This window comes from Methylobacterium sp. J-118 (genome assembly GCF_057836565.1).
Genome location: NZ_JBYQFA010000001.1, coordinates 2,938,800 through 2,956,944, shown reverse-complemented (window position 1 = coordinate 2,956,944; position 18,145 = coordinate 2,938,800). Strand labels below are relative to the sequence as shown.

Here is an 18,145-nt window from a genome sequence, read left to right as displayed (position 1 = left end):
ATCGCCGGCGTCATGCGGCCCTGGGTCACTTCCTACGCGCATGACGACGGATGGCCCGCCTGAACCGAATGCCGTAACCGGCCGCCGTATCAGTCCATCCCCTCGATCACCGTCGCGCCGAAAATATCCTCGAACGCGGCCCGCAGCTGCATGTCGACTTCGGCCAAGCTCACCGGCAGGCCGAGATCGACGAGGCTCGTCACCCCGTGCTCCCGGACGCCGCAGGGGACGATCCCGTCGAAATGCGACAGGTCCGGCTCGACGTTCAGGCTGATGCCGTGGAAGCTCACCCAGCGGCGCACCCGGATGCCGATCGCCGCGATCTTGTCCTCGACGCCCGGCCCCTTCTCGGGGCGGCGCACCCAGACGCCGACCCGATCCTCCCGACGCTCGGCGCGGACGTTGAAGGCGGCGAGCGTCGCGATCAGCCACGCCTCCAGGCTCGCCACGTAGGCGCGCAGGTCGCGGCTGCGCCGGTCGAGGTCGAGCATCACGTAGGCCACGCGCTGGCCGGGGCCGTGATAGGTGTACTGGCCGCCCCGTCCCGTGGCGTGGACCGGGAACCGGCCCGGCGCCACGAGATCCTCCGGCCGGGCCGAGGTGCCGGCCGTGTAGAGCGGCGGGTGCTCCAGCAGCCAGACGCATTCGGGCGCCGTCCCGCGGGCGATGGCCTCGGCGCGGGCCTCCATCCAGGCCACCGCCGCATCGTAGTCCACGGACGCATCGCTCACGCGCCAGCCCACGGGCTCCGCGACCGGACCGGAGCCGGCCCGCTTCGGGAAGGCGTGGGGACTGACCGTGAGGCGGGGCGTGTTTACCAAGGCTTCACCATCCTGCGTCGATGGTCGAAGCCTTCAACATCCGCGGCCTGCGGTTGCAAGGTTTCGGCCGCGAGAGGGATGGCGGGTTGTGGCGGTCTTCGAGACCCTGAAGGTCGATCTGACGGTGGTGCTCGGCCGCACGCGCATGCCGCTGCACATGCTGCTGCGCATGGGCCGCGGCGCCGTGATCGAGCTCGACGCCAGCGACAGCGACATGGTCGAGATCCTGGCCAACGGCCATCCGATCGCCCGCGGGCAGATCGTGGTGACCGGCGACCGCATCTCCGTCGAGGTGACGGAGCTGATCCGCAAGGCGGCCTCGATCGTCGAGCCCGGCGCCAGCATCGGCGAGGGCGCGGCCGCGCTGCTGGAGAGCGGCTTCGCCGCCGCGTGAGCGAAGCGCTTGTCGGCGGCGGGGCGATCTGTTATCCGCTGCGCCGCGCGACACGACGGCGGCTTCGGGTTCTCCCGCGGCTGCACCGGTCGAGCGAACGGGCGGGTCTTCGCGTCCGATGCGGCCATGGCGGAATTGGTAGACGCGCTAGCTTGAGGTGCTAGTCCCGCGAGGGGTGGAGGTTCGAGTCCTCTTGGCCGCACCAATCGTTTCTCTCCCGATGAGAAGAGATTCGGTGCAGAACGATTGACGATGGCGACCGGTCCCCGGGGAGCAGTCGCCGCATATCATTCCCAGAATCGCTAGGCGCGGGACGGACCCTGATGGCAGGGATCGGTCGTCGGCGCCCGCATGATGTCCATCCCGATCGGGCCTCCGAGGGCAACCGTCGCGCCGAGCCGCAAGAGAGTGCGGTCCCGCGAGACGGCAGCCGGGGATCGACCCTGCTCCGGCTCAGCGGCCCGCTGGCGTGCCGGAATTGCCGTGCTGGAATCCCGAGGCGTTCGGCGGGCCCTTCATCTTGCCGTCCTGGCTGGGTGTGCTGTCCGGCGTGTTCGCGCCGGCGGTCCCGGTGGTCTCCGCCTTGCCGAAGCCCGCGGCGTTGGGCGAACCCTGCATACGGGGCGTGTTCCCGGACGTACCGGTGGCGCCGGCCGTCTCCGCGGCCAAGCTGGCGGTCCCCATCGACACCAGGCCGACGGCCGCGATCAGTGCGGTCATGCGCATGACAGATTCCTCGAGCGTTCCACGATCACGTCTCGCGCGTGACCGGGGCATCAACGTCCGCGCGCGACGCCTGTTCACGGCCGACGCTCACGGAAGACGGCCGCCCCCCCGACTGGCTTGGCCGCTCACTGGCGCATCATCCCGAAAGGGGGCGGCCGGTTTTCGGGAAAGAGAGGATGCGGAAGCAAGGATCGCCAGGGCTATCGGACGGTGATCGCGCTCCTGATGGTATCGTAATCGGCACGTTTCAGGACACGGCGCGTCAGGAGTTCATCGGGCGAGGCGTAGGGGCGGAACTCGATGATCCTCCGACCGATCATGCCCGCGCCGAGCCCGTTCAACTGCTCGACGGACGCCGTGTTGAGATCGACGCCCTCACCGGGCGGCACGGAGGGTTCGTGCGCCTCTCCCGGGGGCGTCTCCGTTCTCAGACCCGTCGTGGACGTGCCGTCGGATTGCCGGGCGGGAGAACCCCGATCGGCCGACGAACCGGGGGCCGCCGACGGGTTGGCCGGAGCAGCCGCGGACGGGGATGAGGCCGGGGGCGCCGTCGCGGCCATCCTCGGATCGGACGGCGATGCCGGCGCGATGGTCCGGATCGCTTGCCCCTTCGCATCCACGGGGGATCGCTGCTGTTGCGACAATGGAATGCCGGCGGAGGCCCGCTTGTCCGGGCCGCCCTGAGGGCGTGGGCCAAACCCGACCCACAGGGAAGCCAGAACGACCGCGATCACCGCCAGACCGGCGCTCACCGTCAGAACAGATCGGGTCATTCTTCCCCCTCTTTGGCTGGCCCCATGATGGTGCGGAGCCGCGACATTGTCCGTGCTTCCTCACGGATCACGCCGGGCGATTCAAGGTTCGTCCGAGCCGCGCCCGGGCGTGTCCATGCCGGGCGCCGCCGTTGCCCGGCATCGGACCCGGTCTTTCTATCGAGCCGTGCGCCGGCGGGGGCGGTGCCATGCGCCGGGATGCGCCGTGCTGCATTGACTTCGCAGCCGCACACCCGCATATCGGCGATGCAGCGTCAGCGGCCGTCATGGCCCGCTTGAGGGGGCTGCGTGACGGATCGGGCGCCACCCGGCGTGATCCGGCCCCCCTCTTCATAACGTGCATGCACCCGGGCCGCCCCATCACGCGGGCTGCCCCCTGCCAACGGACCGACTCGATCACGGCTCTGCTCGCTCATCACGCGAGGCGCCCGGCCGGTCCTGCTGCATCGGATACATCCTTGACCCAATTCACCGATTTCGGCCTTGCCCAGCCCGTGCTGCGGGCGCTCGGCGAGGCTGGCTACGTCACGCCGACCCCAATCCAGGCCCAGGCGATCCCGCCGGCCATGGAGGGCCGCGACCTCTGCGGCATCGCCCAGACCGGCACCGGCAAGACCGCGGCCTTCGCGCTGCCGATCCTGCACCGCCTCTCGCTCTCGGACCGCCGCGCCCCGCGCCGCGGCTGCCGGGTGCTGGTGCTCTCGCCGACCCGCGAGCTCGCCAACCAGATCGCCGAATCGTTCTGCGATTACGGCCGCCACCTGTCCTACACCACCACCGTGGTGTTCGGCGGCGTCACCATCAGCCGCCAGGAGCGGGCGCTGGCTCCGGGCGTCGACGTCTTGGTCGCCACCCCCGGCCGGCTGATCGATCTGATCGAGCGCCGGTCGCTGACGCTCGAGGGGGTCGAGATCCTGGTCCTCGACGAGGCCGACCAGATGCTCGACCTCGGCTTCATCCACGCCCTCAAGCGCATCGTGAAGATGCTGCCGGAGAAGCGCCAGAGTCTGTTCTTCTCGGCGACCATGCCGAAGAACATCGCCGGCCTCGCGAGCCAGTTTCTGAAGGATCCGGTGCAGGTCGCGGTCACCCCGGTCGCCACCACGGCCGAGCGCGTCGAGCAGCAGGTGATCTTCGTCCATACCGGCGCCAAGCAGGCGCTGCTCGGCCACATCCTGCGCGATCCGGCGATCGAGCGCGTCCTGGTCTTCACCCGCACCAAGCACGGGGCGGACCGGGTCGTGCGCGGCCTCGACAAGGTCGGCATCGCGGCGGCGGCGATCCACGGCAACAAGAGCCAGCCTCAGCGCGAGCGGGCGCTGGCCGCCTTCAAGGACGGCGCCTCCCGGGTCCTGGTCGCCACGGACATCGCGGCCCGCGGCATCGACGTCGATGGCGTGAGCCACGTGGTCAATTTCGACCTGCCGAACGTGCCGGAGAGCTACGTCCACCGCATCGGGCGCACCGCCCGGGCGGGGGCGGACGGGCTCGCCATCTCGTTCTGCAACGACGAGGAGAAGGCCTACCTGCGCGACATCGAGCGCATCACCCGCCAGAAGGTGCCGGTGGGGGGCTTCCCCGAGGGCTTCACGCCGCCGTCCCGCCAGGAAGCGGCCGAGATCGCCCGCGAGGAGGAGCGCCGGCCCGAGCGGCAGCAGCAGCGTCCGGGCGGCGGCCGTCCGGGCCAGCGGCCCCGGCCCCAGCAGGGGCGCCCGGAGGGTGGACGCGGCTTCGGCGGCCAGGGCGCGCCCCGGCAGGCCCGGCCCCAGGACGGACGGGTCGATGCCCGTGGCGACGGCCGCGGCCAGGCCGTGCAGGGTCGCGATGCCCGCGCGGACCGGCCCGCCCGGCCGCAGGGTGAGCAGCGCCCGAGCCAGCAGGCCCGCCCCAGCCGGGACGGCCGGCCCCAGCGGGCCGATGCCCGCCCGCGCAGCGGCGGTGGCGGCGGCGAGGGCCGCAACATCGGCTGGCTGGAGCGGGCGCCCCGCTCCTGAACCTGACCGCACCGTAGATATCTGAACAACCGCCCGGGACGGGATCGTCCCGGGCGGTTTTTTGTCAGAGACCCCCACGGGCGGGTGGCCGGGACCGGGGTCACTGATCCACGTCCTCGGCGGCACAACGCCGGGGGTGCCGCGTCTCGTCGTTCGGCACCGCGCAGCGTCCCATCGGCCCCTCCGGGCCTGGCATCGGCGCGCTCACACATCCGCGAAAGCGGGGCCGCTCGTCTCGTAACGGCTCCCTGGCGCGCTAGGTGATTGACCGGCCTTCAAGGCCGATAACCGTCAATCGTCAGGGGAAACGCCGAATGTTCAGGGTTTTCGTACCGGCTGCCGCAATCATCGTGGCGTCGCTCTCTTCGGCTCAGGCCCTCGAAGTCACGAAATCGGTCGACATCACCGCGGCGCCGGAGACGGTCTGGAAGACCGTCGGCGGGTTCTGCGGGATCGGCGACTGGCACCCCGTGATCGAGAAATGCGCCCTGTCCAAGAAGGGCGGCAAGGACGTCCGCACGCTCAGCCTGAAGGGCGGCGGAACGATCGTCGAGGAAGAGGAAGCGCGCAGCGACAAGAAGATGGATTACACCTACACGATCCTGGAGGGTCCGCTGCCCGTGACCGACTACCATTCGACGATCATGGTCGCGAAGGCCGGCACCGGCTCGAAGGTGACGTGGACGGGCACGTTCAAGGCGAAGGGGGCTCCGGACGACAAGGCCAAGGAGGCCATCGCCGGCGTCTACGAGGCCGGACTGAAGGGCCTCGCCAACAAGGCGCACTGACAGGGCCATCGGTTCGGTGCGGGAAAACGGGTCCCCGTTTTCCCGCCACCCGCGCACCCGGAGCCTCGGGCCCCATTTGTGCGGGCGCGGCCAGCGCGTGGTGGACGCCTTCCCTTCCGGGCCCGGCAACCCATCTCATCCGGCGGATGATCAGGGAGTCGGTACCATGCGGTTCGAACTCTATCGGGATGCCAAGGGCGAGTGGCGCTGGCGCCTGCGGGCGCGCAACGGCGAGGTCATCGCCGATTCGGGCGAAGGCTACGTCCGCCGCGAGGATTGCGAGCACGGCATCGCCCTGGTGCGACAATGCGCCGAGGCCCGGATCGAGGACATGACCACCAAGATCGCCTGAGGCCGCGGCCCTCAACCCACCGTCAACCCTGTCCGACACGTCGCAGCGGTTACGCTGCAACGCTTCGCTTCGCCCATGCGTTGCAGCGGTTCGGACCGGGCGGTGGGTTCTCGCTTCCCGTGCGGTTCGTCGTCCGAGACGCAATCACACGAAGGGAGTCGACACCGTGCTGAGGAAATTCCTGCTCGCGGCCCTGCTGGTGCTGGGTTTCGCGGCCGCGGCGCCGGAGGGAGCGTCCGCCGCGCCCGTCGGTCCGGGGCTCGCCCTGCCGGCCAATGCCGCCCCGGCGATGACCGAGAAGGCCCAGTACTACTACCGTCGCCGCTTCTACGGCCCGCGGCCCTACTACCGCCGGCCCTATTTCCGTCGCCGGTTCTATGGACCGCGGCCCTACTGGCGCCGGCCCTACTACCGCCGCCGGTTCTACTACTAAGCGATCGCTGACAGGATTGGTCCGGCGGCTCCCCCGAGCCGCCGGACCTTTCGGTTATCGTCCTGGCCGGTGATCGGCCGCCTTCGGGCCATGCGCTGCGTCCGGGAGGAGCGATACGGCGCTCCGGCCCCAAGATCCGGGACGAGGCATGCCGATCCCGATTCGGGATGCACCCGCGGCGTCCATGCGGTATGATGCAGGGAACGGGACCGGCGACGACAGATCGGCCGGCCCGGGAGGACGCCTGATGAACGATCTTGCGCAGCGCGCCGAGCCGGCGGCGGCGACGCCGGACCTCTGGCAATTGATCCCGCTCGAATGCATCCTGAGCACGGCCGCCATCCTGCTGGCGGCGGGGCTCAAGCTCGCCGGCCTGCTTCCCTGACGGCGCGCGACGGACGGATGGACGGCATGCAGCACGTCGGACTCGCGCAGGCCGCCAGCGTCCCGCCGCCGCCGGAGGTCGATCTGCCCCGGGGCGACCTGACCGTGCGCACCATCGCCATGCCGGCCGATACCAACGCTAACGGCGACATCTTCGGCGGCTGGGTGCTGTCGCAGATGGATCAGGCCGGCGGGATCGCGGGGGTCGACCGGGCGCAGGGCCGGGTCGTCACCGTGGCGCTGGACGCCATGACCTTCATCCGCCCGGTCCGGGTCGGCGACGTGCTGTGCGTCTACACCCGGGTCTCGCATGTGGGCCGGACCTCGATGAAGATCGAGGTCGAGGCCTGGGCGCGGCGGTTCTGCACCCAGGTGCGCGAGCGGGTCACGCAGGCGACCTTCACCTTCGTGGCCATCGACGAGGCCGGCCGCCCGCGGCCGATCCCGGCAGCGATGCCGTCGCCCCAGGCGGCGACCTAGCGCAACGCCCCGCGTTCGATCGCTCGCGGCCTGACATGCCGGCGCGTCCAGCGGGCAATGGGGGTCGGACGAGGACACCGGCCGGACTGCAGGCGCGTCCCCCTCCCCCCTCCGCGCGCTACCGGATGCGCACATCGTAGTCTGACACGCGCGACGTGCTCTCCTCCCCCTTGCGGCTACGGGCGACACCGGTTCGAAGCACGCGGCTCATGACCCAGCGCGACAGGCCCCCTCTCCCGTGCGCGAGAGAGGAACCGAGCCCCGCCGATCTGACCGGCGAGCTCGCTGAGACCTCAAACTTCTGTAGCCTGTAGCCGCAAGGGGGAGGGGTTGGAGGTGGGGGTGGTGCAGGATGAAGCGGGGCGGTGCCTTCTGCACCACCCCCACCCCTAACCCCTCCCCGCAAGGGGGAGGGAAAAGCGCCTTCCTTTCGGAAGGTTAGAGTCAGACCGAGACGTGTAAGTCCGGTCGCCTCTGTGTGGGAGGGCGCGTGTCAGCGCCGGAACCGTCTCCCTTTCCGGAAACACCCATTCGGGGCGTGCGCCGTGAATGGGTGTGCCCGAGGGGCGGAGGCGTCTCGAACCTCGTGCCGCGACGCCGACACCGCCGTCACGGACCGTGCCTCGAACCGGCCCGACCGTCTATTTGATCACCGCGCAGGCGACCCGGTCGCCGGCGCCGCCGATCGGCTGTGTGGTGTGGTCGTCCTCGTTGGCATGGATGATCAGGGCCGAGCCGTCCCCGTCCTTGAGACCGCCCTCGCCGTTGAGCGGCGTCTCGCTCCAGACCTCGGCGTTGGCCGAGCCGTCCTGCGCCACGTAGAGGTTCGGCAGGTCGCCCTCGTCGGGGCCGTCCGGGTTGAGCAGGCCGTGCTTGCTCTGATCGTGGTTCACATGCGCCTTCGAATTGAGGAACTTCGGATCCGAGCAGTCGCCGACGGCGTGGAAATGCAGGCCGTGCCAGCCGGGCGGCAGGGCGCCGGCCTGGAGGGCGACGCGCAGCACCAGGGCGTTGGCGCCGTCGCGGATCGCCAGCGTGCCGATCGTGTCGCCCTTGGCGTTCTTGATCGGCGCCGTGAAGGTCTCGACCGGCTTGGCCGCCTCCTTCGGGGGTTCTTGGGCGTGGGCGCCGCCCGCGGCGAGAGTCCCGAGCAATGCGAGCAGCGGCAGGGTACGGGTCATGCGGTGGCTCTCCTGTGCGGTCCGGTCTAGTTAGGGAGCGCGCCGGCCCGCGACAGGGCCGCGCGTCCAGACCTCTGCCGCAGATCTGCCCGGACCGCACGAAGCCCTGATGACCCGAGACCGGCCCCTCCCGGACCGCGCCCCGCCCGCGGACGATCGCCCGGGCGCCCGGCGGGCCGACCTGTTCCTGGTGGAGCACGGCCATTTCGAGAGCCGGGCCCGGGCGCAGGCGGCGATCCGGGCCGGGCGGGTCAGCGTCGACGGCCGGCCGCTGGCGCGGGCCTCGGAGCCGATCGCCCCCGGGGCGCGGATCGAGGCCGGCCCTGAGCATCCCTACGCCTCCCGCGGCGGCCTCAAGCTGGCGGCGGCCCTGGACGCGTTCCATCTGGATCCGGCCGGCCGCACCGCCCTCGACGTCGGCGCCTCGACCGGCGGCTTCACTGACGTGCTGCTCGCCCGGGGTGCGCGGCATGTCCACGCGGTCGATGTCGGCCGGGGGCAGCTCCATCCGCGGCTCGCCGCCGATCCCCGCGTCACGAACCTGGAGGGCACCGACATCCGCAGCCTCGACCCGGCCAGGCTGACGCCGCCCCCGGACTTCGCCAGCGTCGACGTGAGCTTCATCGGCCTGCGCCTCGTCCTCCCGACCCTCCCGGGGCTGCTGGCGCCGGGCTCGGCGATCGTGGCGCTGATCAAGCCGCAATTCGAGGCCGGGCGCGCCCGGATCGGCCGCGGCGGCCTGGTCCGCGATCCGGCGGTCCATGCCGAGGTCTGCGCGGCGATCCGCGCCGCTTTGGAGGGGTTCGGCGCCGCGATCCTCGGGCTGATCGACTCGCCCGTCACCGGCGGCGACGGCAATGCCGAGTTCCTGGTCGGCGCGAGGCTGCCGTGAGCGAGACGGTCACGATTCAGGAACTCGGATCCCGCGGCGACGGCATCGCGGAGGACGGGACCCCCGTCCCCTACGCGCTGCCCGGCGAGCGGGTCGCGATCCGGCGGGACGGGCGTCGCGCCGAGCTTCTCGGCGTCGAGCGGCCCTCCCCCGATCGCGTGGCGCCGTTCTGCCCCTACGTCATGCAATGCGGCGGCTGCCGGACGCAGCACCTCGCGCGGCCGGCCGAACTGGCCTGGAAGCGGGGCCTCGTCGCGCAGGCCCTGTCCCAGGCCAGGCTCGCCGTGGAGCCCGAACCCGCGATCGACGCGCACGGCGCCGGACGGCGGCGGCTTACGCTCCACGTCCGGGCGGTGGACGGCCGGGCCGAGGCCGGGCTGATGGCGGCGCGCAGCCACGCGCTGGTGCCGATCGACCATTGCCCGATCACCGTGCCGGCGCTGCACGCGGCACCCGAGGCGGCACGCCGCCTCGCCGCCCCCCTCGGCCACGGCCGAAAACCCCTCGACGTGGCGGTCACCGCCACCGACCAGGGGCTCGACATCGACCTGCGCGGCCACGGCCCGGTGAGCGCCGGCGTCGCCGCCGCCCTGGTGCGGATCGCCGGCGAACTCCGCCTCGCCCGGCTGTCGCTCCACGGCGAGCGCCTGATGGAGGCCGAACCGGTCTCGGTGGCCGGCAGCGGCACGCCCCTCTACCCGTCCCCCGGCGGCTTCCTGCAGGCCACCGCCGCCGGGCAGGCCGCCCTCACCGCGCTGACCCTTGCGGCCCTCGGGCCGCGCCCGCGGCGGGTCGCCGACCTGTTCGCGGGCTGCGGACCGCTCACCCTGGCGATGGCCAGGCAGGCCGCCGTCCACGCCGTGGAATCCGATGCGGCGGCCCTGGCCGGCCTCGACCGGGCCGCCCGCGCGGCCACGGGCCTGCGGCGGATCACCGTTGAGCGCCGCGACCTGTTCCGCCGGCCGCTGCTGCCGCCCGAGCTGGACGCCTTCGACGCGGTGGTGTTCGACCCGCCCCGGGCCGGCGCGGAGGCCCAGGCCCGGCAGCTCGCCGGGTCGCGGGTGCCGCTGGTGGTCGGCATCGCCTGCGACGCCGGCACCTTCGCCCGGGACGCGGCGACCCTCGCGGCCGGCGGCTACGGGCTCGAGACGGTCACGCCGGTCGATCAGTTCCGACACGCGGCCCATATCGAGATGGTCGGGGTGTTCCGCCGCGCCGCGCGGCGCCCGTGAGCCACGCAACCGGCCGCCGAGTCTCACGTTCTTTCGGCGATTGGAGGTTCCATGACCCGAGGATCCCTGCGCCCCCTGGCCCTGGCCGCCCTGAGCCTCGCCGTTCCCTTCTCGCTGGCGGCACAGACCGTCGCGCCGGATCAGACCGGCACGGGCGGCGGACCGGCCTCGACGGTCACGGCGCCGAACACCAACCGCCTCGGCGTGACCAAGCCCCCGGGCACCTCCCTGGGACCGGGCGAGGTCCCGACTCGGACGGAACGGCGTCGCGAGCGGACGCTGACCAACACGATCGACGGCAGCATCTGCGACGGCTGCAATTAGCGCAGCCGCGCGCACGATGGGCATCGGTTTCCGGGACGAGACGGCGCCTGTCCGTGATCGGGCGGAATGTCCCGGGTCCCATGTCCGGGGGGATCCGGGCGGTGGGGACCGGCCCGCATGCGGAGGCGCAGCGGCCACACCGCCTGAATCCGCGCCCGATCTGGCCGCCGTCCCCGCAATGCGGGTCGCGATGTCACGGAAGCGTCAGAAAACACCGCCACACCCGCGGCGCCGCTTGCGCCGGGCATCCCCGTGCCGGATTCGGACTCAACCTGGCGCTGTGTCGTGACCGTCCTGCATCCGAGACCCGTTCGTGATCTTCATCCACCAGCCCGCCATCGGCGCCGGATCCACGCTGCTTGAACGCCGCGTCATCGATCTTCAGGACACGATCCCCGAGGACACCGTCTGGCTCGACCTGATCCGCCCGAGCCGCGAGGAGGAGCTGAAGGTCGAGGCCTTCGCGGGCATCGAGGTGCCGACCCGCGAGGAGATGAAGGACATCGAGCCCTCCGAATTGCTCTACGTCGAGGAGGGCGCCCGCTACATGACCGGGCGGGTCCTGTCGAAGGTGAGCGAATCCGAGGAGCCGGGCCTGGCCGGCATCACCTTCGTCCTGCGCGGCAACCGGCTCGTGACGGTGCGCTACGAGGAGCCGCAGGCCTTCCGGATGTACACGCAGCGCGCCGGCCGCTCGATGGGCAATGGCGGCGGTTCCGTGACCTCCGGCGAGACCATCCTGGCCGGCCTGATCGAGGCGGTGATCGACCGGGCCGCCGACGTGCTCCAGCTCCAGGGCGAGCGGATCGACCGCCTGTCGGGCAAGATCTTCGAGGTGCAGGACGACCCCTCCGCCCGCAACACCGCCCTCCAGGACACGCTGCGGGCGCTGGGCCGGCACGGTGACCTGATCTCGAAGCAGCGCGAGAGCCTGGTCTCCATGGAGCGGATCCTGCTCTCGCTCTCGGCGACCTACCGGACCAACAAGGCGCCGCGCGATCTGCGGGAGGATGTCCGCTCCACCCTGCGGGATCTTCAATCCCTGGAGGAACACGCGACCTTCCTCAACAACAAGATCCAGTTTCTCCTCGACGCGACGCTCGGCCTCGTGAATCTCGAGCAGAACAACATCATCAAGCTATTCTCGGTCATGGCGGTCGTCTTCATGCCGCCGACCCTGATCGCCTCGATCTACGGCATGAACTTTAAGTCCATTCCGGAACTAGATCTCTCGTACGGCTACCCCATGGCGCTGGTCATGATGGTGATTGCCGCCGTATTCCCGTACTTTTTCTTCCGGTGGAAGAAGTGGCTGTAGCCAAGAGTGCTGGGGCAGATCCAGTAAATAATTAAGAAGTCTCTGAGAGAACGTCCGAGCCTGAAACCGCGGCCCGTCCGCGAAGACGGATGTGGCCATGCGATTCTCCCTGAAGACCGTCCTCTCCGGCGCGATCGGCCTGCTGGCGCTCGCCGCCGTCGGCCAGGGCATCGCCGGCGTCGTCTCCCTGTCGGAGATCGAGCAGAACGCCAGGGCGGTCTCCGAACGGGCCCTGCCCGCCCAGAACCTGGCCGAATCCATCGGGACGGCCGTCCGGGACGCGCGGCTGAACCTCTACAGGATCGCGGTGGCCTCCCCCGATGACGTCGCCCTGGACAAGAACCAGACGGCGCTGACCGACACGCTCGGGTCGCTCGCCGACCTGCGCCAGGCCTTCCAGACCCATCTGACGGCGCCCGCCGACCGGGCGACCTACGAGCGCTTCACCACGGCCTGGAACGCCTACCAGAACATCCAGCTCCAGGTGGTCGAGCTGATGATCGCGGGCGACAGGGCGGGCGCCCTGGCGCTCGTGCTCGATCCCGCCACGGGCGCGCAGAACGAGGCCGCGGTCGCCAGCCTCACCACGGCGATCGCCTCGGCCCGGGCGCAGACCGAAGCCAACGTCGCCGAGACCGCGCAGGAAGCCACGCAGGCCAAGCGCATCGCCCTGGCGGCCACCGTGGTCGGTCTCGCGGTCGCCGCCGCGGCGATGCTCTTCGCCATCTTCGGGATCGCCCGCCCGATCGAGCGGATGACCGGCACGATGGGCCGGCTGGCCGAGGGCGACGAGACCGTGCCGGTCCCGCATACGGGCCGCCGCGACGAGATCGGCGCGATGGCGGCCGCCGTCCAGGTGTTCAAGGACAACCTGATCCGCAGCCGCGCCCTGGAACAGGAGACCGCCCTCGCCCGCGAAGGTGCGGAGATCCAACGCCGGCGCGCCGTCCACGCCATGGCGGAATCCTTCGAGGCCGCGGTCGGCGGCGTGCTGGCGCGGGTGGCGGACGCCGCCCTCGGCCTGCGCGCCGAGGCCGAGGCGATGTCCGGCACGGCCACGGACACGGCCGAGCGCGCCGCGACGGTGTCGGGCGCCGCACAGGAGGCTGCCACGCATGTCGGGACGGTGGCGGCGGCGGCCGAGGAACTCGGCGCCTCGGTCCAGGAGATCAGCCGTCAGGTGGACGGCTCCGCCGATCTCGCCCGGGGCGCGGTGGTTCAGGCCGGGGAGACCGCGGGCCTCGTCCAAGAGCTGAGTACGGCGGCGGGCCGGATCGGGGACGTGGTCCGGCTGATCACCGATATCGCGGGCCAGACCAACCTGCTCGCGCTGAACGCCACCATCGAGGCCGCCCGGGCCGGCGAGGCCGGGCGGGGATTCGCGGTGGTCGCCGCCGAGGTGAAGCAGCTCGCCGCCCAGACCGCCAAGGCCACCGGGGAGATCACCGGTCAGGTCGGGCGCATCCAGGAGGCGACCGGACAGACCGTGGGGGCGATCGACGGCATCGCGGCGCGGATCCGCGAGATCGACGGCGTCGCGACCTCCATCGCGGCCGCCGTGGAGCAGCAGGGCGCGGCGACCCGGGAGATCGCCCGCAACGTCGCCGAGGCGGCCGCCGGGACCGGCGCGGTCACCGGGACGATCGACGCGGTGGCGCAGGCCGCCGACGCGACCGGCACGGCCGCCACGCGGATGCTGGCCTCGGCGGCGAGCCTCTCGGAGCAATCGGCGGACCTGCGCCGGGAGATCGACACCTTCCTGGCGACGGTCCGGGCCGCCTGACGACGACGCCGCCGCTTCGGGGCGCAGGTTGCGAGCGACGGTCTTCAACATCCCTGCCGGATGAGGGCACCGGCCGGATCCAACGGCGCGCCCCTCTGCGGGCTACCGGTTTCACACATCGCGTTTGGGATCATCGCACGGTCGACGGGTGTGGCAGTCCAAAGCCACCCCGCGCCTTCCCTTCCCCGCAGAGCCAACGGATTCGCACGTCTCAGTCTGACACCAACCCTCTAAAGAAGAAGCGCTTTTCCCCCCCCTTGCGGTGAGGGGTTAGGGGTGGGGGTGGCTCAGAAGGCACCGCAGCGTTCGACCCTGCACCACCCCCACCCTTGATCCCTCCCCGCAAGGGCTACGGGCGACACAGGTTAGAGGTCTCAGCGAGCTCGCCGGCCAGATCGGCGGGGCGCGGGTCCCCTCTCCCGCCCGGGAGAGGGGGCCTGTCGCGCCGGGTCACGAGCGGCGTGCCTTGAACCGGTGTCGCCCATAGCCGCAAGGGGGCGGAGAGAACGCGTCGGCCAGCGAGGTGTGAACAGCGTAGCCCCGCGGAGGGGGACGGGAGGGCGCGTGACCGTTCGGTACCGCCCTGCCCGTCGACCGGGCGATCGATCAGATCGCGATTTGTCAGTCCAATAGCCGCCGCACGATTGACCGCGCGTCGCGGCCTGCCCGACCGCCCGAGCCTCAAACCTGCGCAGACCGCCGGGATGGGGCGAATTGGATCTGCCGATCCGTCAGGCCACCGCGGCGAGGTGCTTGACCTCCGCCCGCGCCACCACCTTGCCCACCGGCGCCGCCTTGCCGCTGACCTCGGCTTCCGGAGCCAGGACCGGCGGCTGCACCCAGCGGCCGGCGTCGAGTTCAGCGATCCGGCCGTTGATCTCGCGGATCACGTAGCGCGAGAACGGGTAGACGTGCAGGTAGATCACCATGTTGGACACCACCGCCTCGAGGGCGGCCGGGTTGTGGCGGGCGGTCTCCAGGAACACGCTCCAGAAGTGCTTGGCCAGTTCCGGCCGCCGCACGGTCATCCGCCAGCACACCCGGGCCAGCGACCAGAGGTCGTGGGCGATGTGGCGCCAGTTGAGCTTCTGGGCGGCGAATTTCGGCCGCTTTACCCGCCGCGCCACGACCCGGACCCGGTCGAAGAAGTTGGCCGGATCGTAGATCTCCTCGAGCACGTCGCGGTAATCGCCCAGCACGTCGCGCTGTGGGCGCAGGGTCACGAAGTTGATCCCCTGCGTGCACTGGTCGCCCTGGTCGGCGGTGGTCGCCGCGTAGTTCTCGTAGAGGCGGCCCTCCTTGCGCAGGCGGCGCGAGAGCTGCGTGTTCGGCAGGGCGAAGAGCAGGCCGACCATGGCGATCGGGATGCCGGTCTGGCTGATGCACAGCGACATCGCCTTGCTGATGCTGTCCTTCTCGGTGTCGAAGCCGACGATGAAGCCGGCGGTGACGAACATGCCGTGCTCGTAGAGCTTATGCACGCTGTCGGCGATCGAGCGCTTGGTGTTCTGCTTCTTCTGCGTCTGGATCAGCGTCGCCTCGTCGGGCGTCTCGATCCCGGTGAACAGGGCGAAGAAGTTCGCGTCCCGCATCATCCCGAGCAGTTCCTCGTCGTCCGCGAGGTTCAGCGAGGCCTCGGTGGAGAACTTGAACGGGTAGCCGTGCTCCTCCTGCCACCGGATCAGGTGCGGCAGGAACAGCTTGATCGCCTTCTTGTTGCCGATCAGGTTGTCGTCGACGAAATCGACATGGCCGCGGTAGCCGAGGCCGTAGAGCCGGTCGAGCTCGGCCAGCATCTGCGGCGTGGTCTTGGTCCGCGGCGCGCGGCCGTAGAGCTCGATGATGTCGCAGAACTCGCAGGTGAACGGGCAGCCGCGGGAGAACTGGACGCCGATGTAGAGGTAGTGGCTGAAGGTCAGCAGGTCGAAGCGCGGGATCGGGCTCGTGGTGACGTCGGCCTTGAACTTCTCCGCCGTGAACCGGCCGCGGCGCTCGCCGGCCTCCCAGGCGGCCACGAAGGTGTCGAGGATGCCCTCGGCCTCGCCCAGCACCAGGAAATCGGCCTTGTCGTAGACCTCGGGCGTCGAGGTCGGGGCGGGGCCGCCGACGCAGACCGGCGTGCCGAGCGCCACGCACCGGTCGATGACGACCAGGCAATCCGGCTCCTGGGGGAGCATGCCCCCGGTCATCACGAGGTCGGCGGCCCGGATCTCGTCGTCGCTCAGCTCTTCGCAGTTGCGGTTGACGAGCGACACCTGCCAGCGCGGCGGCAGCATCGCGGCCAGCGTGATCAGGCCCAGCGGCGGCGCGGGCGCGCGGGCGCCCTGCAGCTCCATCGCCTCTTTGAAGTTCCACATGGAGTTTTCGTAGAACTTCGGGAACACCATCAGCACGCGCGGGGCCGTGTTCGCATCCGACATGCCAGTCAACCTCATTCCCTACAGGCGGCCCCGCCCGATCCCAATTCGACCGGGCGCAGAATCGCCCCCTGACCTGCGGGCGAATTGAGGCCGTTTTTCGCTCCCGCAGCAATCCGACGTGCCGCTGACGCCAGGACGCCCGGCCCAGCGCCCCGAATCAAGCCCGCGGGGCCGTGCGGCCGCTGCGGCGCCGCGATTGTCGGGCGGCTGCGCCATTTCCGCGACAGGCCCCGCGCCGCACACTCACGGCGCGACCCGGAAGCGCTCCGGCCGGGTCCCGTCCGCATCGGTGAAGCCGTAGATCCGGGCGAGATCGCCCGCGTGCAGCACCGCCCCGGCATGGGCGGCGACATCCGGGTCGGCCGCGAGGGCGGCCAGCGCCCGGCCCGCGTAGAGCGGACCCTCGGTGGCGTGTTCGTCCTGTCCGAGATCGTGCGCCCGCTCGGTGGCGACGAAACCCGGCGACAGGCCCAGGGCGGTGACGCCGTGCGGCGCGAGTTCCCGGGCGAAGGCCAGGGCCAGACGATTGGTGGCGGCCTTGGCCGAATCGTAGAAGATGTCGCCAAGATAGGCCTCCGTCCCGAAGGAGACGAGGGCGATCAGCCCCGCGCGCGCCGCCACCATGGCGGGGGCGACCGCGCGGGCGAGCAGCAGGGCCGGGAGCGGCCCCGCCTCCAGGAAGCCCAGATACGGCTCGGCCGAGCGGCGCCAGAACGGCGTGCCCCAGCCAGCCCCGTCGGGGTAGCGCTCGCCGTCATAGCCCTCGTTGCCGCCCCACACGCTGCAGGCCGCCACGTCGATGCGGCCGAAGCGCCGCAGCATCCAGTGCACCAGCGCGTCGGTGGCGCGCTCGGACCGGTGATCGCACAGGTAGTGGTGTCCGCGCCCGCCCGCGGCATCGACCATCCGGGCGGTGTCCTCGATCGATTCGGGCCGCATCTCGGTGCGCGCCCCGGTCTCGCTGGAGCGGGCGGTGACGATCACCGTGGCCCCGGCCTCCCCCAGGGCCCGGGCGAGCCCCCGCCCGACGCCCCGCGACGCCCCCGCCACCAGGCAGATTTTCCGGGACAGATCGGGCGTGCTCACGCCGACGAAGCAGGCTTGGCGCGCGACAGGAAGGCGGCGAGCCGCTCCTGCGATTCCGGCGAGCGCAGCTGCGCGTCGAAGGCCCTGGCCTCCGCCTCCAGGGCTGCCTCGACCTGAGCCTGGTCGCCCCGGATCAGCGCCCGGGAGGCGGCCAGCGCCCCGCGCGGCAGGGCGGCGAGCTTGGCCGCCTGGGCGAGGGCCTGCTCGACCAGCATGTCGGCCGGCAGCACCGCGTTGACGAGGCCGAGCGCCTGCGCCTCGTCGGCATCGAGGGGGCGGGACAGGAGCAGCAGCTCCGTCGCCCGGAGCCGGCCGACCCGCAGCGGCAGCAGGTAGCTCGACGCCGCCTCCGGCACGAGGCCGAGTTCCACGAAGGGCATGCGCAGCCGCGCCGCCGGGCTGGCGTAGACGAGGTCGCAGTGCAGGCACAGGGTCGCGCCGATGCCCACCGCGATCCCGTCGACCGCCGCCACCAGCGGGGTGCGCGTCCGGGCGAGCTGGCGGATGAAGGCCAGCGCCGGCGAGGCGCTGAACCCGTCCCCGGCCCGGCCCATGAAGTCGGCGAGGTCGTTGCCGGCACTGAACATGCCCGGCTGGCCGGTGAAGACCACGGCGCCGATACTCTCCGAAGCGTCGGCCTCGGCGAGGGCGTCGCGCATGGCGTCGTACATCGCACCGGTGAGCGCGTTCTTCTTCTCCGGGCGGTTCAGGGTGATCAGGCGGACGCCGCCCTGGAGATCGTCGATCGCGATGGTGTCGGCCAT

The 18,145-nt window shown here is 71.3% G+C and carries 19 protein-coding genes and 1 tRNA gene; 13 read left to right on the top strand and 7 right to left on the bottom strand.

Going from position 1 to position 18,145, the window contains the following annotated elements; all coding sequences use genetic code 11:
* Positions 1-89: 89 nt before the first annotated feature.
* Positions 90-821, bottom strand: a complete 732-nt coding sequence (lipB, locus tag AC3IF3_RS14265) for a lipoyl(octanoyl) transferase LipB (RefSeq protein WP_489229300.1) — start codon at positions 819-821, stop codon at positions 90-92.
* Positions 822-909: 88 nt separating this feature from the next.
* On the opposite strand from lipB, the gene AC3IF3_RS14260 reads away from it, so the two are divergent.
* Both AC3IF3_RS14260 and AC3IF3_RS14255 read left to right on the top strand, forming a co-directional pair.
* Positions 910-1,215, top strand: coding sequence for a FliM/FliN family flagellar motor switch protein (locus AC3IF3_RS14260; RefSeq protein ID WP_243969920.1), 306 nt, complete (start codon positions 910-912; stop codon positions 1,213-1,215).
* Positions 1,216-1,335: 120 nt separating this feature from the next.
* Positions 1,336-1,420: transfer RNA gene (locus AC3IF3_RS14255), tRNA-Leu, on the top strand.
* Positions 1,421-1,668: 248 nt separating this feature from the next.
* Here the strand turns inward: AC3IF3_RS14255 and AC3IF3_RS14250 are convergent.
* Together AC3IF3_RS14250 and AC3IF3_RS14245 are read right to left on the bottom strand one after the other, a co-directional pair.
* Positions 1,669-1,941, bottom strand: a complete 273-nt coding sequence (locus AC3IF3_RS14250) for a hypothetical protein (RefSeq protein ID WP_243969918.1) — start codon at positions 1,939-1,941, stop codon at positions 1,669-1,671.
* A gap of 200 nt (positions 1,942-2,141) precedes the next feature.
* On the bottom strand, positions 2,142-2,693 hold the full coding sequence (locus tag AC3IF3_RS14245) for a helix-hairpin-helix domain-containing protein (protein ID WP_489229299.1): 552 nt from the start codon (positions 2,691-2,693) through the stop codon (positions 2,142-2,144).
* A 479-nt stretch (positions 2,694-3,172) separates the two neighbouring features.
* Between AC3IF3_RS14245 and AC3IF3_RS14240 the strand changes: the two genes are divergently transcribed.
* The 6 genes from AC3IF3_RS14240 to AC3IF3_RS14215 all read left to right on the top strand — a co-directional run bounded on the left by AC3IF3_RS14240 (position 3,173) and on the right by AC3IF3_RS14215 (position 7,145).
* Positions 3,173-4,708 (top strand): DEAD/DEAH box helicase, encoded by a 1,536-nt coding sequence (locus tag AC3IF3_RS14240; protein WP_489229298.1) that lies wholly within the window; start codon positions 3,173-3,175, stop codon positions 4,706-4,708.
* Positions 4,709-5,022: 314 nt separating this feature from the next.
* On the top strand, positions 5,023-5,496 hold the full coding sequence (locus AC3IF3_RS14235; RefSeq protein WP_489229297.1) for an SRPBCC family protein: 474 nt from the start codon (positions 5,023-5,025) through the stop codon (positions 5,494-5,496).
* A gap of 166 nt (positions 5,497-5,662) precedes the next feature.
* Positions 5,663-5,848, top strand: a complete 186-nt coding sequence (locus AC3IF3_RS14230; protein WP_243969910.1) for a YegP family protein — start codon at positions 5,663-5,665, stop codon at positions 5,846-5,848.
* 166 nt (positions 5,849-6,014) lie between these two features.
* Positions 6,015-6,281 (top strand): hypothetical protein, encoded by a 267-nt coding sequence (locus tag AC3IF3_RS14225; protein ID WP_243969909.1) that lies wholly within the window; start codon positions 6,015-6,017, stop codon positions 6,279-6,281.
* Between the two features lie 247 nt (positions 6,282-6,528).
* Complete coding sequence (locus AC3IF3_RS14220) at positions 6,529-6,666, top strand: hypothetical protein (RefSeq protein ID WP_489229296.1); 138 nt, start codon at positions 6,529-6,531, stop codon at positions 6,664-6,666.
* Positions 6,667-6,692: 26 nt separating this feature from the next.
* On the top strand, positions 6,693-7,145 hold the full coding sequence (locus AC3IF3_RS14215) for an acyl-CoA thioesterase (RefSeq protein ID WP_243969905.1): 453 nt from the start codon (positions 6,693-6,695) through the stop codon (positions 7,143-7,145).
* A gap of 641 nt (positions 7,146-7,786) precedes the next feature.
* Here the strand turns inward: AC3IF3_RS14215 and AC3IF3_RS14210 are convergent.
* Positions 7,787-8,326: a superoxide dismutase family protein gene (locus tag AC3IF3_RS14210; RefSeq protein ID WP_243969903.1), complete on the bottom strand. Its 540-nt coding sequence runs from the start codon at positions 8,324-8,326 to the stop codon at positions 7,787-7,789.
* A gap of 109 nt (positions 8,327-8,435) precedes the next feature.
* Between AC3IF3_RS14210 and AC3IF3_RS14205 the strand changes: the two genes are divergently transcribed.
* The 5 genes from AC3IF3_RS14205 to AC3IF3_RS14185 all read left to right on the top strand — a co-directional run bounded on the left by AC3IF3_RS14205 (position 8,436) and on the right by AC3IF3_RS14185 (position 13,875).
* Positions 8,436-9,218, top strand: coding sequence for a TlyA family RNA methyltransferase (locus tag AC3IF3_RS14205; protein WP_489229294.1), 783 nt, complete (start codon positions 8,436-8,438; stop codon positions 9,216-9,218).
* Entirely contained in the window at positions 9,215-10,450 is a 1,236-nt protein-coding gene (locus tag AC3IF3_RS14200; protein ID WP_489229292.1) for a class I SAM-dependent RNA methyltransferase, read from the top strand. The genes AC3IF3_RS14205 and AC3IF3_RS14200 overlap by 4 nt, the downstream gene beginning before the upstream one ends.
* A 51-nt stretch (positions 10,451-10,501) precedes the next feature.
* Positions 10,502-10,774, top strand: coding sequence for a hypothetical protein (locus AC3IF3_RS14195; RefSeq protein ID WP_489229290.1), 273 nt, complete (start codon positions 10,502-10,504; stop codon positions 10,772-10,774).
* Between the two features lie 313 nt (positions 10,775-11,087).
* Positions 11,088-12,092 (top strand): magnesium transporter CorA family protein, encoded by a 1,005-nt coding sequence (locus tag AC3IF3_RS14190; RefSeq protein ID WP_243969896.1) that lies wholly within the window; start codon positions 11,088-11,090, stop codon positions 12,090-12,092.
* A gap of 97 nt (positions 12,093-12,189) precedes the next feature.
* Positions 12,190-13,875, top strand: coding sequence for a methyl-accepting chemotaxis protein (locus AC3IF3_RS14185; protein WP_489229288.1), 1,686 nt, complete (start codon positions 12,190-12,192; stop codon positions 13,873-13,875).
* A 731-nt stretch (positions 13,876-14,606) separates the two neighbouring features.
* On the opposite strand, the gene AC3IF3_RS14180 is transcribed toward AC3IF3_RS14185, so the two are convergent.
* The 3 genes from AC3IF3_RS14180 to AC3IF3_RS14170 all read right to left on the bottom strand — a co-directional run bounded on the left by AC3IF3_RS14180 (position 14,607) and on the right by AC3IF3_RS14170 (position 18,145).
* The gene (locus AC3IF3_RS14180) at positions 14,607-16,295 is read right to left on the bottom strand and encodes a B12-binding domain-containing radical SAM protein (protein WP_489216719.1); all 1,689 of its coding nucleotides are present in this window, start codon (positions 16,293-16,295) and stop codon (positions 14,607-14,609) included.
* Positions 16,296-16,538: 243 nt separating this feature from the next.
* Positions 16,539-17,345, bottom strand: coding sequence for an SDR family NAD(P)-dependent oxidoreductase (locus AC3IF3_RS14175; RefSeq protein ID WP_489220338.1), 807 nt, complete (start codon positions 17,343-17,345; stop codon positions 16,539-16,541).
* A 32-nt stretch (positions 17,346-17,377) separates the two neighbouring features.
* Positions 17,378-18,145, bottom strand: coding sequence for an enoyl-CoA hydratase-related protein (locus AC3IF3_RS14170; RefSeq protein WP_489229286.1), 768 nt, complete (start codon positions 18,143-18,145; stop codon positions 17,378-17,380).